Origin of the sequence: Pseudomonas sp. NPDC087342, assembly GCF_044744265.1 — a bacterium.
Classification (GTDB): domain Bacteria; phylum Pseudomonadota; class Gammaproteobacteria; order Pseudomonadales; family Pseudomonadaceae; genus Aquipseudomonas; species Aquipseudomonas nunensis.
In genome coordinates, this window is the sequence record NZ_JBIUXZ010000037.1 from 16,981 (window position 1) to 32,333 (window position 15,353).

Sequence of the window (15,353 nt, forward strand, 5' to 3'; positions counted from 1 at the left end):
GCCGAACTTGTCCACAAGCGCTTCAACGTGCTGATCGCCTCGACCATCATCGAGACCGGCATCGACGTGCCGAGCGCCAACACCATCATCATCGAGCGTGCGGACAAGTTCGGCCTGGCACAGTTGCACCAGTTGCGCGGCCGGGTCGGTCGCAGTCACCACCAGGCTTACGCGTACCTGCTGACGCCGCCGCGCCAACAAATTACTGGCGACGCCGAAAAGCGTCTGGAAGCAATTGCCAACACCCAGGACCTCGGCGCGGGCTTCGTGCTTGCCACCAACGACCTGGAAATCCGTGGCGCCGGCGAACTGCTGGGCGACGGTCAGAGCGGGCAAATCCAGGCTGTCGGCTTCACGCTGTACATGGAAATGCTCGAGCGCGCAGTGAAGTCGATCCGCAAGGGCGAACAACCGAACCTCGACCAGCCGCTCGGCGGTGGCCCGGAAGTCAACTTGCGCGTACCGGCGTTGATTCCCGAGGACTACTTGCCGGACGTTCACGCCCGTTTGATTCTGTACAAACGCATCGCCTCGGCCACCGACGAAGAAGGTCTCAAGGACCTGCAAGTGGAGATAATCGACCGTTTCGGCCTGTTGCCGGAGCCGACCAAGAATCTGGTTCGCATCACCCTGCTGAAGTTGCAGGCCGAACAACTGGGCATCAAGAAAGTCGACGGCGGCCCGCAAGGTGGCCGAATCGAGTTCGCCGCCCAGACGCCGGTCGACCCGTTGACCCTGATCAAACTGATCCAGAGCCAACCCAAACGCTACAAATTCGAAGGCGCCACGATGTTCAAGTTCATGGTGCCAATGGAGCGCCCGGAAGAGCGCTTTAATACTGTAGAGGCGCTGTTTGAGCGCCTTCTCCCGAAAACTGCTTGAAGGACGCCGTATGCGCCTGTTTCGCTCGCTGACTTTGTTGATGACGCTGATTGCTCCCTCGGCGTTTGCCGATGATCTGTATCAGGTCGAAATGATTCTGGTCCGCCAGAACGCCGTGCCTGCCATCGTCAGCCGCGCCGCGCCGGAAGACTGGGCTGCCGGGGCACAACGCCTCAGCCCCGAAAGCCAGCGCACGCCAAGCCTCAATGGCGAAGTGGAAAAACTCACCGCCAGCAATGATTACACCGTGTTGCTGCACAAGGCCTGGCAACAGACCCTGGGTGAAACCGAAAGCAAAGTTGCAATCAGTGACGGTACAGAACAGTTCGGCCAGTTCCCGATCGAGGGCACGCTGAACCTGAAACTGGGGCGCTTCACCGATGTTGACGCGGACTTTTGGGTCAACCAGATCGATGCCAACGGCATGGTCACCGCCAGCGAACGCCTGAAGCAGGAAAGCCACACCAAGAACGGCCAGCTGAACTTCCTCGACAACGGCCACCTCGGCCTGTTGATCAAGATCACTTCGCTGACCGCCCCTGCGCCTCGGCCAGTCCCCGATGAAATTCCGGACTGATTGACGTCCTTATGTCTGCGACCCTGAGCAAACCCCTGGGACCTTCCTGGGTCAGCCGATTCAAGGAACAGAGCCTGGAGCGCGGCCGTCGCTACGCTTTGGAAAACCGCGTCAGGATCGTCGAGGCCGGTGACGCCACGATCATTGCTGCCTGCGAAGGCTCGGGCGGTAACGTTTACCGTCAGACCATTCGCCTGCGCGAGTCAGCCAAAGGCACGCTGCTGATGATCGACGCCAGCTGCACGTGCCCGGTCCACAGCAACTGCAAACACTGTGCGGCGGTGCTGCTCAAAGTCCAGGAAACCCTGGCCTATCCCGCCGCTGCGCAAGATGCCGAACTGCTGGAAAAACTTCAGGCCGTACTGGAAAACCGCAGCCCGAAGGCGCCGCCACAAGTGCTGGTGGATAACGTGCAACCGGTGCCGCGCCTGTGGCTGGCGAGCATTGAGTTCAGCGCTTTCGAACCGCGCAACGGCAAGATGCAGCGCTATATCCAGCATCGCGCGGCGCTGTCCTTCAGTTATCTGGATGAATACGTGTCCGGGCAGAAAAATGCCGACGTGCTGATTCGCCAGGAAACACAGACATTACGGATAAAACGTCACCCGGAAGTCGAACAGGCCTACAGGGAACAGCTACGAATCCTCGGCTTCAAGATCGCTACCCGGCAAAGCAAGGCCTTGCCGGAAAGCGCCGGCGAGCTGTTCGAGATGGTCAACGACAGCGCCTGGCTGACGTTCACGCTCAATGAACTGCCGAAGCTGCGCACCCAGGGCTGGGAGTTGCAGATCGACGAGGAATTCGGTTTCGACCTGACCGCCGTGGACGACTGGTACGCCACCGTCGAGCAAGCGCCGGAACGCGACTGGTTTGATCTGGAGCTGGGGATCATCGTCAACGGCGAGCGGCTGAGCTTACTGCCAATCCTGTTGAACCTGATGCGCTCGCACACCGAGATTCTCAATCCGGAACGCCTGGCCCGACGTCGCGACGACGAGTTGATCCTGGTGAACATCCCGAACCGCCCGAACTCCGAGTACGGTCCGCTGCAGGTTGCCCTGCCTTTCGGCCGCTTGAAACCGGTGCTGGCGACCCTGGGCGAGTTTTATCTGCAGGAGCCCGGCGAGACCACGTTGCGTCTGAGCAAGGCCGACGCCACGCGACTGAATCCGCTGGAAGGCATGCCGTTGCTGTGGGAAGGCGGCGAGCAGATCCGCACCTTTGCCCAGCGCCTGCGGGACATCAAGGACTTCACTACGGTCGCGCCGGAGGGCTTGAATGCGACGTTGCGGCCGTATCAGCTTGAAGGCTTGAGCTGGATGCAATCGTTGCGGCAATTGGAAGTCGGCGGGATTCTCGCGGATGACATGGGATTGGGTAAAACCCTACAGACCCTGGCGCATATTCTCAGCGAGAAAATCGCCGGGCGCCTCGACCGCCCGTGCATGGTGGTAATGCCCACCAGCCTGATTCCCAACTGGCTCGACGAAGCGGCGCACTTCACGCCGAAGCTCAAAGTGCTGGCGCTGTACGGTGCCAGCCGCAAAAAGCACTTCGCGAACCTGACCGATTACGACCTGATCCTGACCACCTACGCGCTGCTGCCCAAGGACGTTGAAACCCTGGCCGCCGTGCCGCTGCACGTGTTGGTCCTGGATGAAGCGCAATACATCAAGAACCCCAACAGCAAGGCTGCCCAGGCTGCCCGCGAACTGAATGCACGGCAACGCCTGTGCCTGAGCGGCACACCGCTGGAAAACCACTTGGGCGAGCTGTGGTCGCTGTTCCACTTCCTGCTGCCCGGCTGGCTCGGCGATGTAAAAAGCTTCAATCGCGATTACCGGGTGCCGATTGAAAAGCGCGGCAGCGAAGTCAGGCTTCAGCACCTGAACGGTCGGATCAAACCGTTTCTGCTGCGCAGGACCAAAGAGCAAGTCGCGACCGAATTGCCGCCGAAAACCGAAATCATCCACTGGGTGGATCTCAACGAGGCCCAGCGCGATGTGTACGAAACCATGCGCCTGGCCATGGACAAGAAAGTCCGCGATGAGATCACTCGCAAAGGCGTGGCGCGTAGCCAGATCATCATCCTTGAAGCGCTGTTGAAGTTGCGTCAGGTCTGCTGCGATCTGCGTCTGGTCAATGACGCCGTCCTGCCCACTCGCGGCAGCACGTCTGGCAAGCTCGACAGTTTGATGGAGATGCTGGAGGAGTTATTCGAAGAAGGTCGGCGGATTTTGCTGTTCTCGCAGTTCACGTCGATGCTCGCGTTGATCGAGGACGAACTGAAGAAACGCGGTGTTGAGTACGCAATCCTGACCGGACAAACCCGCGATCGCCGCGCACCGGTGAAGGACTTCCAGAGCGGCAAGCGTCAGATCTTTCTGATCAGTTTGAAGGCTGGCGGCGTGGGCTTGAACCTGACCGAAGCCGATACGGTAATTCACTACGACCCGTGGTGGAACCCGGCGACAGAAAACCAGGCGACCGACCGCGCGTATCGCATCGGCCAGGAAAAACCAGTGTTCGTCTACAAGCTGATCGCCCGGGGCACGGTGGAAGAGAAGATTCAGCACCTGCAAAAGGAAAAGTCCGACCTGGCGGCGGGCGTACTGGACGGGCGCTCGGCTGGGGACTGGAAGTTGCAGAATGATGATATCGAGGCGTTGTTTGCGCCGTTGCCGGATAAGTTGGAGAAGCGTTGAGATTAGCGGTGTCTGGCCGATAGCCTTCGCGGGCAAGCCTCGCTCCTACAGGTTTTGCGAGCAACCTCAACCTGTAGGAGCAAGGCTTGCCCGCGAAGAGGCCATCACTGAAGGAACCATCTATCAAGATTTGAGATGGGGCAACGGCGCAAACAGCGCCTCAATATCACTCTGTTCAAGCTTCAACCCACCCGTTGCCCCGCCTTCAAGCACTGCCCCGGCCAACGCGGCCTTCTCCTGCTGCAGCGCCTGGATTTTTTCTTCCACCGTGCCTCGGGCAATCAGCTTGTAAACGAACACCGGTTTGTTTTGCCCGATCCGGTAGGCACGGTCGGTCGCCTGATTTTCCACCGCCGGGTTCCACCATGGATCGAAATGGATCACGGTGTCCGCAGCGGTCAGGTTCAGACCTGTGCCGCCGGCCTTCAGGCTGATCAGAAACAGCGGCACTTTACCGCTCTGGAAATCTTTCACCGGCGTGCGTCGATCCGTGGTTTCACCGGTCAGCAACGAATAGCCAACACCACGCTGCTGCAACTCCTCTTCAATCAAGGCCAGCATCGAAGCGAACTGCGAAAACAGCAGAATCTTGCGGCCTTCACTGAGCAACTCTTCCAGCATCTCCATCAAGCTGACCAGTTTCCCGCTGCCCGAGCGCAGGGCCTTGGCCGTGAGCGTCATCTTGATCAGGCGCAGATCGCAGCAGACCTGACGCAGCTTGAGCAGCGCGTCGAGGATGATGATTTGACTGCGCCCCACTCCACTGCGAGCGATTTCGTCGCGCACTTTCTTGTCCATCGCCACACGCACGGTTTCATACACATCGCGTTGCCCATCGCTGAGATCGACCCAATGCACGATTTCGGTTTTCGGCGGCAATTCGGTGGCCACCTGGTCTTTCTTGCGACGTAGCAGAAACGGTTTGATCCGCGCTGTCAGATGCTGCATCCGCTCGCTGTTGCCGTGTTTCTCGATGGGTGTGCGGTAGTCGCGATTGAAAGTTTTGCTGTCGCCCAGCCAACCGGGCAGCAAAAAGTGAAACTGCGACCACAACTCGCCGAGGTGGTTTTCCAGCGGCGTACCGGACAGACACAATCGCTGACGGGCTGGCAGATCACGGGCAGCTTGAGCGGCTTTGCTGACCGGGTTCTTGATGTTCTGCGCCTCATCGAGAATCAGCACGCTCCAGACCTGCGCCTGCAACACCTCCAGATCCCGCGGCAACAGCGCGTAGGTGGTCAGGATCAGGTCGTAGTCAGACAGGCTGGCAAAGTCTTTCTGTCGTGCAGAGCCATGCAGCGCCAGGACCTTCAATTGCGGAGTAAAGCGCAGCGACTCGTCGAGCCAGTTGGGGATCAGGCTGGTGGGCATCACCGCCAGTGCCGGGCGATCGAGGCGCCCGGCCTGTTTTTCGGTCAGCAGATGTGCCAGGGTTTGCAGGGTTTTACCCAGCCCCATGTCGTCGCCGAGGATGCCGCCGACCCCCAGCTCGCGCAGGGCTTGCATCCAGTTCAGGCCTTCAAGCTGATACGGGCGCAGCGTTGCGTTCAAGCCGTCTGGCGCAGGGACATGCGCATGAGTCGACTCCCGTAGACGCTTGGCAAAACTGCGCAGCCGTTCACCGCCCTGCCAAACCAGCGGCACGCCTTCCAGCACACTCAACCGCGCGGCATCCGGGGCAGTCAAACGCAACGAGTCGCCCTCATGCGAGCCCAGGTACAACTCGCCGAGCGTGGCCATCAGCGGTTTGATGCGGCCATAGGGCAGCGCAACTTTCACATGCGCCTTGGCACCGCCAAGCTCGATCAACAGTTGTTCGTCATCGTTGCGCTTGGCCAGACTGGCAGGATCGAGCAACTGTGGCTGGCTGCGCAGCAAATGCAGCAAGATCGGCAGCAGGCTGTGACGCTCGCCGTTAACCACGATGCCCAGTTGCAGATCAAACCACTGGTGCGCCGATTCTTCCTCAACATCGGCATACCACTGCTCTACCGGCTGCACATTGAAGTGAAAGGCATGACTGATATCAACGTGCCAATTTGCCTTCCGCAGCAGCGGGATTCCTTCCTGCACAAAGGCAAGCCAGGCTGAATCATCCGGCAACGCGAACATTTCGCCCGGGCGATCCACGCTGCTTTTAATCGTAGCCTTCTTGAAACCGTGTTTTTGCAGGGCCTGGCGCAAGGCTTTTTCGGCGGCGGGTTTGCGCTGGATGCGCTGGGTTTCGGTGCCGGAAAGGATCAACACTTCGGGGTTTCGGTCCGTGGCCGGGTGCCCGTCGTAGGTGAACACCAGCGCGGCACGGTGCTCCGCCTCATACTTCCAGTTCTTGTAGCGTTTACCGCTGTTGAGCGTCAGGTGCGCCGTGGGAAAAATGTCATCGACCACCCGTTCCGTCAGCTGGTGCGGCGGGGCCACTTGCGTCGCGGAACTCATCCGATGGCTGAACTGCATAGCCTGGAGCGCCGGGATATCAGGCGCCAAGGTCAAGTGACACGCCAGTTTTTCATCCTGTTCGGTGAACAAGGTTCCGACTTGCAGTCGCTCGCGATCAAGGTAGTACAAGGGTTCAATGGCCAGTAACGTTTCCGGCTCGACTTCGTCGCTGCTCCATTGAGGGCGGAAACTGCCGTTGGCTTGTTCGGCCCAGGCGAACCGACCCGCTCTCTTCGCTCCCGAAGCCAGGGGCGGCTGCTCGAAATCGAGGAACAGCCGCGCGGTGCGCAGCAACATCTCCAGGAGTTCAGCGCCACTGCTGCCTTCCAAGGGGTAGCCGCCGTAATAGGCGTGATGGGAGTGAATGGCCACCAGCAGCCTGGCGATCCGAAGGTCTAGCTCAGCCAGATAACCGGGTTGTCGCAGCAGCATTTCCGATAACGAGTACACCGGCTTGAGGTCTTGCAAGACGCCGCCCTTGAGTTGGCGGGCCTTGAAAATTTCCAGCGTCCACTTCCCTGCTACGGTTGTGGCCTTGAGCCGGTAGACCAGGCGCGTATTTGTCCCCAGCGCTGGCTCATCGGGCGTTTTTCCCGTAGCAGGAATACCGTCGAGCCAGCGTTCCAGCTCGCGACTCAGATGGACCTGGGCGGTGCTTTCGGGTGGTTTATCGCGATGATCCAGCAGGTGATAATTAACTGCGGCGCAGTGTTTGCAGTTGTATGAAACAGGACAGGTACAAATGCATCCGAACCGGAAGCCCCCATCCCGATCTTTGACGAGCTCGATGTTCTGCTCGTACTCCTGTCCTTCGGAGCCGACGCACGTTGCAATAATCATCAAGCCGTCGTTCTGCTGGATCGTTACACGATCCTCATCCGCGTACCGGCGGGCCTTTTCCAGAGCGCGATGACTGAACACCTCTGCCCAAGGTAGCGCATGAAGTTGCTCAGTTATTGTTGTCATGAAATCGACGCCGTTTAAAACTCAGATAATCGGCCAGGCACTTGCTCTGGCCGCTGAAACTCAACCCGCCAGCACCCGCGCCAACGTCGACTTCACCTTGCCCATCCCGTCATGCAACGCCTGTTCGATCTCGGCCATGGTGATCACCGCTGTGGACTTGCCCGCCGCCGGGTTCACCACCAGCGCGAGGCAGGCATAGTCCAGTTCCAGCTCACGGGCCAATGCCGCTTCCGGCATGCCGGTCATGCCGACGATGTCGCAGCCGTCACGTTCCAGCCGCGCAATTTCAGCGACGGTTTCCAGGCGAGGCCCTTGGGTGCAGGCGTACACGCCATGAGTGCTGTAGCCGACGCCTTCTGCCGCCAATGCGGCGATCAACTGCTGACGCAACGGCTCGCTGTAGGGGTAGCTGAAATCGATGTGGGTGACCTGCTCCAGGTCACCGGCGAAATAGGTGTGCTCGCGACCGCTGGTGTAGTCGATCAGTTGATGAGGCACGCAGAAATGTCCCGTGCCCATGGCGGCATGAATCCCGCCTACAGCGTTGACCGCGAGAATCGCTTCGGCCCCGGCCTGCTTCAGCGCCCAGAGGTTGGCGCGGTAGTTCACCTGATGCGGTGGCAAACGGTGCGGGTGACCGTGACGCGCGAGGAACAGGACTTCCTTGCCTGCGTACACGCCGATCTGCACTTCGGCCGAAGGTGGGCCGTAAGGCGTGTCCACCGCCAGTGATTGACGAATATTCAGGCCTTCCAGTTGAGTCAGGCCGGTACCACCGATGATCGCGTAAACCGTCATAACGAAAAGTCCTTATTCAATCAGTTGAGCTTCTTTGAGCGCGCCGACAGCCGTGAGCCAGCGCGGATCCTGGCGGTATTCGGTGCCGGCGAACGACTGCCCGCGCATCCGCGCAATACGCGGCGACGGCTTGACCTTCATACGCTGAGCAGCGCTCAGGGCCAGTTCCGCAGCAGCGCGGTCGTTACACACCAGGCCCATGTCACATCCGGCGGTCAGCGCGGCTTCGATGCGGCTGGCAGCATCGCCGACTACATGGGCGCCGGCCATGGAAAGATCGTCACTAAAGATGACGCCGTCGAACTGCAACTCGCCGCGCAGGATGTCCTGCAACCAGCGCCGGGAAAAACCGGCTGGTTGGGAATCGACCTGTGGATAAATAACGTGGGCCGGCATGACCGCGGCCAATTGCTTGCTCAATCGAGCGAACGGCACCAGGTCGTTGGCGCGGATTTCTTCGAGGCTGCGCTCGTCATTAGGAATCGCGACGTGTGAATCCGCCTCGGCCCAACCGTGTCCCGGGAAATGCTTACCAGTCGCGGCCATGCCCGCGCTGTTCATGCCGCGAATGAAGGCTCCGGCGAGCAAGGCTGCGCGCTCGGGATTGCCTTCGAACGAGCGGGTGCCAACCACGGCGCTGCGCTGGTAATCCAGGTCCAGCACCGGGGCGAAGCTCAGATCGAGGCCGACGGCAAGGACTTCGGTGGCCATGATCCAGCCGCACTGCTCGGCCAGGTATTCGGCATTCGGGTTGTCGGCGATGGCGCGCATGGCCGGCAGTCGTACGAAGCCCTGGCGCAAACGCTGAACCCGCCCGCCCTCCTGGTCTACCGCCAGCAGCAGATCAGGACGAATGGCGCGAATCGCGGCGCTCAGCTCACGCACCTGGCGTGGGTGCTCGATGTTGCGGGCAAAAATGATCAGGCCGCCCACTTCGGGCTGACGCAACAATTGGCGATCTTCAGCCGTCAGCCAGGTACCGGCGACGTCCACCATCAACGAGCCTTGCAGGCCAGCAGTCATAGGGATTCCTTGAAAACGATAAACCCGGCCCGCACCTGTTCGCCGCCGTGGGCTGTGCCCGGCAGGTCGGCGAATTCAGTGGGAAGCGGGTTCAGAACGAGAGTCGGCATGGGCGGCTAGCTTAGCGGATGTCAGCTGCCGCGCCCACCCGTGTGCGGTTAAACCTTGGCGGCAACCGGAGTCGATTTGCTGCGCGGACGCAATTGCGCAGTGGCCATGGCGGTATCGGTGACGCCGGTCTCGGCACGCATGCCAGCGGCCAGGAACGGCACCATCAGGCGCATCACCTGCTCAATGGAGGTGTTGACGCCGAAATCGGTCTCGGCAATCGCCCGCAAGGCCTTGATCCCCGACATGCTGAACGCGGCGGCGCCGAGCATGAAGTGCACGCGCCAGAACAGTTCGATCGGTGGAATGCGCGGCGCGGCTTCGTTGACCAGCATCATGTAGCGGCGGAACACCTTGCCGTACATGTCTTCCAGATAACGACGCAAGTGCCCTTGGCTCTGACTGAAAGCCAGGCCCAGCAATCGCATGAATATAGAGAGATCGTTGCCGCTGCGTGGCTGAACCACCAGGGCTTGCTCGACGAGGATTTCCAGCAGCTCTTCAAGCGTCGGCTTGTTTTCCGGCTTGGCCTGACGCCGCTCCAGCTCTTTATCGAGGCTGATGCAGAACGGCCCGAGAAAACGCGAGAACACCGCCTGGATCAGCGCCTTCTTGGAGCCGAAATGATAGTTCACCGCCGCCAGATTGACCCCGGCCTTGCTGGTGATCAAACGCAACGAGGTTTCGGCGAAACCTTTTTCCGCGAACAACTGCTCGGCAGCATCGAGAATGCGTTCAACGGTTTCCGACTGGGCCATGGCTACTCCGCCTGACAAACACTTGTTTGAAACATACGTTTCAGCCTGTGCATTGTCAAGCCTGCCGGTTCGTTTTGGGAATGGTCGGTCAGCTATTTAACCATACAACTCTGTGTCGTTAATCAGCGAGCTGATTGACCGTCCAGCGGCGAGCGAAAAAAGGGGCATTGCCAAGAAGCTTTCACTGTATATAATCCCAGTCACTGTATAAAAAGACAGAGCGATCAATATGCTAAAGCTGACGCCACGCCAAGCAGAGATTCTGGCCTTCATCAAACGTTGCCTCGAAGACAACGGCTACCCGCCGACCCGTGCGGAAATCGCCCAGGAACTGGGGTTCAAATCGCCGAACGCGGCGGAAGAACACCTCAAGGCGCTGGCCCGCAAGGGTGCGATCGAGATGACACCCGGTGCCTCCCGTGGCATTCGCATTCCCGGTTTCGAAGCCAAGGCCGACGAATCCACCCTGCCGATCATCGGCCGCGTGGCTGCCGGCGCGCCTATCCTGGCCCAGCAACACATCGAAGAATCCTGCAACATCAACCCGACGTTCTTCCATCCACGCGCCGACTATCTGCTGCGGGTGCATGGCATGAGCATGAAGGACGTGGGCATTTTCGACGGTGACCTGCTGGCCGTCCACACCACCCGCGAGGCCCGCAATGGTCAGATCGTGGTGGCGCGGATCGGCGATGAAGTGACCGTCAAGCGCTTCAAGCGCGATGGTAGCAAGGTCTGGCTGATTGCCGAAAACCCTGAGTTCGCCCCAATTGAAGTCAACCTGAAAGATCAGGAACTGGTGATCGAAGGCTTGAGTGTCGGCGTGATTCGCCGCTAAAGGAGGCTTTATGCAGTTCCCACATACACCACAGCAAGCCCAACTGCCGTTGTTCGAGGCGTTCATGGCGCAACCGCTGGCGCCGATCCTGAAAGACGTGGTCGAGTCGCCCTGGAGCGCAGAGCCTGAGTTCTTCAGTGAGCTGTCACTGCGTGGTGCAGCAGGGAGCTGCCTGAGCCTTCTGGCGCCGATCCTGCGGGAATTGAGCCAGGACCAGGACGCACGCTGGCTGACGCTGATCGCGCCACCTGCCAGCCTGACCCAGGCCTGGTTGCGGGACGCAGGCCTTAACCGCGAACGTATCCTGCTGCTGCAACCGCGCGGTACCCAGAGCGCTCAACAGCTGACCTGCGAAGCCTTGCGACTGGGCCGCAGCCACACAGTCGTCAGTTGGCTAAACCCGCTGAACGCTGCATCGCGGCAACAACTGATCAGCGCCGCCCGTACCGGGGACGCTCAGAGCCTGAATATTCGACTGGGTTAACTGACTTTCAATGCGCGCTTCAAACAGCGCCGGGCTTCTCCAAGGATAGAGAAGCCGATCTGTAGCGGTATCAGCAGAAACCGACGGACGGGATCAATGAAGGATGCGCGGCTCTTCATCTTTATTGAATTCGCCTTCAACCATACGCCCTGCCATCTGCACACCGACGCTCAACATCGCCTTGGCGACTTCCACGTGGTTGCCTTGCAGGAACGCTTTGGCGTCCTCGGAGAAATCCAAAGTAACCAGAGAACCCTCGTCCTCGGCTCTGCGCAGCTCGATTCGGCCGTCTGGTAACTCAACAATTTCTAGAAAGGACGTTGGCATAAAGGTCTGTTCTCCACGAAAGGCGGGGATTATATAGGCATCGGCCAGGCTTCGCTCGGGATCTTGACCAGAAGTCATTTCGAAAAAATATCTGCTGGCACTCATCCCTGAACGGACAACCCAACGGGTCGTCCGCGACATCGGTTAATCCTTTAGCACTCGTTCAACCCTTCACGGAAGCGGATCGCCAAACCTTTAAGGTTCTGACGCCAGCTCTCCAGCTCCTCTCGACTCAGCTCTTGAGGCGCCTCTTCTTCGTCCAGGTTAACCGCCATGATCAATGGCTGCGTCACGTCACCCTTCGGTTTGTGCGGAACCCGTGGCGGCTGAAACAGAGCGGCATGGGCCGCGAGCAGCTTGGCCAGCCAGGTTTCCGAATTACCCGCCAACTCGACCATTTCGGCCATTTCAGGAATGGCGATAGCGTCCAGCACCTCACGGGTCAGCAACATCTCCGCGCGCGGCGCATTGGCCTGAGGCAAGCGATAGAAGCCGGCGATTTCATGGCACAGGCCCAGCAACGCACCATAAAGGTGAAACAGCGCCGATTCGCGCCCAGCCTGAATCAACGCCAGGGAGTTCATCGCCCGCCCCTCTTCGGCCCTGGCGAGTGCTTCGAGCGACAGGCCGGCGAAATAAATCTTCTGGTTGGTACGGGTATAGAGTTCGTGGGCCATGACGGCAGCCTCCACAGCGAAATAATTGCGTCACACAGACCCGACAGTGTCGTGGATCACCCAAGCCGACCGCAAGCCCAAAACAAAAGGCCGCATGAAAATCCGAGGATTGTCATGCGGCCTTTTATGTACGGCTGCTTTTAAGCTTTAGCGGCTGGCCGCTTGTCTTCTACCGTCCACTTACCGCCGTCGTAGTACGCCTTCCAGCCTGTCGGCTTACCGTCGACTTCAGTCTGCACGTACTGCTCTTTGGTTTTACGACTGTAGCGGATCACGGAAGGCAGGCCATCCGGGTCCTTCTTCGGTGCTTCGCACAGGAAGTGGTACTTCGGATCGATCTCATCCTTGTGCGGCACGATCTCGATCACCAGCGGAGCACGAGTCTCGCGGTTCTTCGGGAACTGGCTCGCGGCCAGGAACAGGCCGGAAGCCCCGTCGCGCAGGATGTAGGTGTCGTTGACCTTTTCGCATTTCAGCTCAGGCATCTTCACCGGATCCATCTTCGGCGGCGCCGCGTCACCGCTTTTCAGCAGTTTGCGGGTGTTCTTGCAGGTTGCATTGGTGCAGCCGAAGAACTTGCCGAAACGGCCGGTCTTGAGTTGCATCTCGCTGCCGCACTTGTCGCATTCCAGGCTCGGACCTTCGTAGCCCTTGATGCGATAACTGCCTTCTTCGATTTCGTAGCCGTCGCAATCCGGATTATTACCGCAGATGTGCAGCTTGCGCTTCTCATCCAGCAGGTAAGCGTCCATTGCCGTGCTGCAGATCGGGCAGCGGTGCTTGCCGCGCAGTACCAGGGATTCCGATTCACCCTCGTCGTCCGCGGCGATTTCGTCGCCCGGCACCAGGTTGACGGTGGCCTTGCAGCGCTCTTTCGGCGGCAGGCTGTAGCCCGAGCAGCCGAGGAACACGCCAGTCGATGCGGTACGAATCTGCATCGGACGACCGCACACCACGCACGGAATGTCAGTCATCACTGGCTGGTTGGCGCGCATGCCGCCTTCAGCGCTTTCGGCTACTTCGAGTTTCTTCTTGAAGTCGCCGTAGAACTCGTCGAGCACGTTTTTCCAGTCGCGTTCGCCTTGGGCCACGTCATCGAGGTTCTCTTCCATGCCGGCGGTGAAGCCGTAGTCCATGAGATTGGAGAAGCTCTCGGCCAGACGCTCGGTGACGATGTCACCCATCTTTTCCGAGTAGAAACGACGGTTGTGCAGCGCAACGTAGCCGCGGTCCTGGATGGTCGAAATGATCGCTGCGTAGGTCGAAGGACGACCGATGCCGCGTTTTTCCATTTCTTTTACCAGGCTCGCTTCCGAGTAACGGGCCGGCGGCTTGGTGAAGTGCTGGGTCGGATCAAGCTTGATCAGCTTCATCGCATCGCCCTGAGCCATGTCTGGCAGCACGTCGTCATCGCCCGGCTTGGCGATTTGCGGCATGACGCGGGTGTAACCGTCGAACTTCAGGATGCGGCCCTTGGCACGCAGCTCGAAATCACCGGCACCCACGGTTACCGTGGTCGACAGATACTGCGCTGGCAGCATCTGGCAAGCGAGGAACTGGCGCCAGATCAGCTCGTAGAGCCGCTCGGCATCACGCTCCATGCCCGACAGCTTGCTTGGCTCGGTATTGGCGTCGGAGGGACGAATCGCTTCGTGAGCCTCTTGTGCGCCTTCCTTGCTGCTGTAGACGTTCGGGTTTTCCGGCAGGTACTTCTTGCCGAACTCGCCTTCAATATAAGTACGCGCCATCGCCACCGCATCAACCGAGAGGTTGGTGGAGTCGGTACGCATATACGTGATGTAGCCCGCTTCGTACAAACGCTGGGCCATCATCATGGTTTTCTTCACCCCGAAGCCCAGCCGATTGCTCGCAGCCTGCTGCAGGGTGGAAGTGATGAACGGTGCCGACGGCTTGCTGCTGGTCGGCTTGTCTTCGCGCTTGGCGATGCTGTAGCTGGAAGCCTTGAGCTTCTCCAGCGCGGCCATGGCCTGGGCTTCGTTGAGCGGCTTGAAGGCTTCGCCTTTCTCGCGGGCCACGTCGAAGCGCACGGTAGCGCCCTTGGCGGTGCCGAGATCAGCGTGAACTTCCCAGTACTCTTCCGGGTTGAACGCGCGGATTTCACGCTCACGCTCAACGACCAGTTTGACCGCAACCGACTGCACGCGACCGGCAGACAGGCCGCGAGCGACCTTGGCCCACAGCAGCGGCGAAACCATGTAACCGACCACGCGGTCGAGGAAACGACGCGCCTGCTGGGCGTTTACACGGTCGATGTCGAGCTCGCCCGGCTTGGAGAAGGCTTCCTGAATCGCCTTCTTGGTGATTTCGTTGAACACCACGCGCTTGTAGCGGCTGTCGTCACCACCGATGGCTTCGCGCAGGTGCCAGGCAATGGCTTCCCCCTCGCGGTCCAAGTCGGTTGCGAGATAGATGGTGTCAGCATCTTTGGCGAGCCGGCGCAGCTCTTCGATGACCTTTTCCTTGCCCGGGAGGATCTCGTACTTGGCTTTCCAGCCATGATCGGGATCGACACCCATGCGCGAGACAAGCTGCTTGCGCGCTTTCTCTTTCGGCGTGAGCACCGGACCTTCACCCGCGGCGGCCTTGCCGCGCTTGGCGGCGGGCTCTTTGCTGGCGCTAGCCGAACCGCTGGTGGGCAGGTCTCGGATATGGCCGATACTCGACTTCGGCGCGAGCGATATGCCAGCTCAGGGCCTTCTCGCAGATTTCGTCGTAGAGCTTTTCGCGGCGCGCTTCGGTGAGCTTCTTCGAGT

The 15,353-nt window shown here is 59.8% G+C and carries 11 protein-coding genes and 2 pseudogenes; 5 read left to right on the forward strand and 8 right to left on the reverse strand.

Annotated elements, in window-relative coordinates:
* From ACIOYV_RS32210 to ACIOYV_RS32220, 3 genes are all read left to right on the forward strand, one after another.
* A partial coding sequence (locus tag ACIOYV_RS32210; protein ID WP_401330395.1) for a TRCF domain-containing protein occupies positions 1-882 on the forward strand: 882 nt, incomplete at its 5' end.
* 10 nt (positions 883-892) lie between these two features.
* The gene (locus ACIOYV_RS32215; protein ID WP_401330398.1) at positions 893-1,459 is read left to right on the forward strand and encodes a CsiV family protein; all 567 of its coding nucleotides are present in this window, start codon (positions 893-895) and stop codon (positions 1,457-1,459) included.
* An 11-nt stretch (positions 1,460-1,470) separates the two neighbouring features.
* Positions 1,471-4,164 (forward strand): SNF2-related protein, encoded by a 2,694-nt coding sequence (locus ACIOYV_RS32220; protein WP_401330401.1) that lies wholly within the window; start codon positions 1,471-1,473, stop codon positions 4,162-4,164.
* Positions 4,165-4,287: 123 nt separating this feature from the next.
* On the opposite strand, the gene ACIOYV_RS32225 is transcribed toward ACIOYV_RS32220, so the two are convergent.
* The 4 genes from ACIOYV_RS32225 to ACIOYV_RS32240 all read right to left on the reverse strand — a co-directional run bounded on the left by ACIOYV_RS32225 (position 4,288) and on the right by ACIOYV_RS32240 (position 10,253).
* Positions 4,288-7,566 (reverse strand): SNF2-related protein, encoded by a 3,279-nt coding sequence (locus ACIOYV_RS32225; protein WP_401330404.1) that lies wholly within the window; start codon positions 7,564-7,566, stop codon positions 4,288-4,290.
* 60 nt (positions 7,567-7,626) lie between these two features.
* Entirely contained in the window at positions 7,627-8,364 is a 738-nt protein-coding gene (locus tag ACIOYV_RS32230) for an S-methyl-5'-thioinosine phosphorylase (RefSeq protein WP_401330407.1), read from the reverse strand.
* Positions 8,365-8,376: 12 nt separating this feature from the next.
* Entirely contained in the window at positions 8,377-9,387 is a 1,011-nt protein-coding gene (gene nagZ / locus ACIOYV_RS32235) for a beta-N-acetylhexosaminidase (RefSeq protein WP_401330410.1), read from the reverse strand.
* A 158-nt stretch (positions 9,388-9,545) separates the two neighbouring features.
* Positions 9,546-10,253 (reverse strand): TetR/AcrR family transcriptional regulator, encoded by a 708-nt coding sequence (locus tag ACIOYV_RS32240; RefSeq protein WP_105339557.1) that lies wholly within the window; start codon positions 10,251-10,253, stop codon positions 9,546-9,548.
* A gap of 229 nt (positions 10,254-10,482) precedes the next feature.
* Between ACIOYV_RS32240 and lexA the strand changes: the two genes are divergently transcribed.
* Together lexA and sulA are read left to right on the forward strand one after the other, a co-directional pair.
* Complete coding sequence (lexA, locus tag ACIOYV_RS32245; protein WP_054054288.1) at positions 10,483-11,091, forward strand: transcriptional repressor LexA; 609 nt, start codon at positions 10,483-10,485, stop codon at positions 11,089-11,091.
* A 10-nt stretch (positions 11,092-11,101) separates the two neighbouring features.
* Positions 11,102-11,575: an SOS-induced cell division inhibitor SulA gene (gene sulA, locus ACIOYV_RS32250; protein WP_054054290.1), complete on the forward strand. Its 474-nt coding sequence runs from the start codon at positions 11,102-11,104 to the stop codon at positions 11,573-11,575.
* Positions 11,576-11,668: 93 nt separating this feature from the next.
* On the opposite strand, the gene ACIOYV_RS32255 is transcribed toward sulA, so the two are convergent.
* From ACIOYV_RS32255 to rnhB, 4 genes and pseudogenes are all read right to left on the reverse strand, one after another.
* A complete protein-coding gene (locus ACIOYV_RS32255; RefSeq protein ID WP_054054325.1) occupies positions 11,669-11,902 on the reverse strand; it encodes a hypothetical protein in 234 nt (77 codons plus the stop codon).
* Positions 11,903-12,054: 152 nt separating this feature from the next.
* Entirely contained in the window at positions 12,055-12,579 is a 525-nt protein-coding gene (locus ACIOYV_RS32260) for a DUF6586 family protein (protein ID WP_054054292.1), read from the reverse strand.
* A 140-nt stretch (positions 12,580-12,719) separates the two neighbouring features.
* Positions 12,720-15,269: pseudogene (gene topA, locus ACIOYV_RS32265) on the reverse strand (type I DNA topoisomerase); the annotation flags it as partial.
* Positions 15,259-15,353, reverse strand: a pseudogene (rnhB, locus tag ACIOYV_RS32270) (ribonuclease HII); the annotation flags it as partial. The pseudogenes topA and rnhB, both read right to left, overlap by 11 nt.

Excerpts from the sequence above, each read along its gene's own strand:
- ACIOYV_RS32215 (WP_401330398.1), top strand. The coding sequence starts at position 893 with ATGCGCCTGTTTCGCTCGCTGACTTTGTTGATGACGCTGATTGCTCCC.
- ACIOYV_RS32220 (WP_401330401.1), top strand. The coding sequence starts at position 1,471 with ATGTCTGCGACCCTGAGCAAACCCCTGGGACCTTCCTGGGTCAGCCGA.
- ACIOYV_RS32225 (WP_401330404.1), bottom strand. The coding sequence starts at position 7,566 with ATGACAACAATAACTGAGCAACTTCATGCGCTACCTTGGGCAGAGGTG.
- ACIOYV_RS32230 (WP_401330407.1), bottom strand. The coding sequence starts at position 8,364 with ATGACGGTTTACGCGATCATCGGTGGTACCGGCCTGACTCAACTGGAA.
- nagZ (WP_401330410.1), bottom strand. The coding sequence starts at position 9,387 with ATGACTGCTGGCCTGCAAGGCTCGTTGATGGTGGACGTCGCCGGTACC.
- ACIOYV_RS32240 (WP_105339557.1), bottom strand. The coding sequence starts at position 10,253 with ATGGCCCAGTCGGAAACCGTTGAACGCATTCTCGATGCTGCCGAGCAG.
- lexA (WP_054054288.1), top strand. The coding sequence starts at position 10,483 with ATGCTAAAGCTGACGCCACGCCAAGCAGAGATTCTGGCCTTCATCAAA.
- sulA (WP_054054290.1), top strand. The coding sequence starts at position 11,102 with ATGCAGTTCCCACATACACCACAGCAAGCCCAACTGCCGTTGTTCGAG.
- ACIOYV_RS32255 (WP_054054325.1), bottom strand. The coding sequence starts at position 11,902 with ATGCCAACGTCCTTTCTAGAAATTGTTGAGTTACCAGACGGCCGAATC.
- ACIOYV_RS32260 (WP_054054292.1), bottom strand. The coding sequence starts at position 12,579 with ATGGCCCACGAACTCTATACCCGTACCAACCAGAAGATTTATTTCGCC.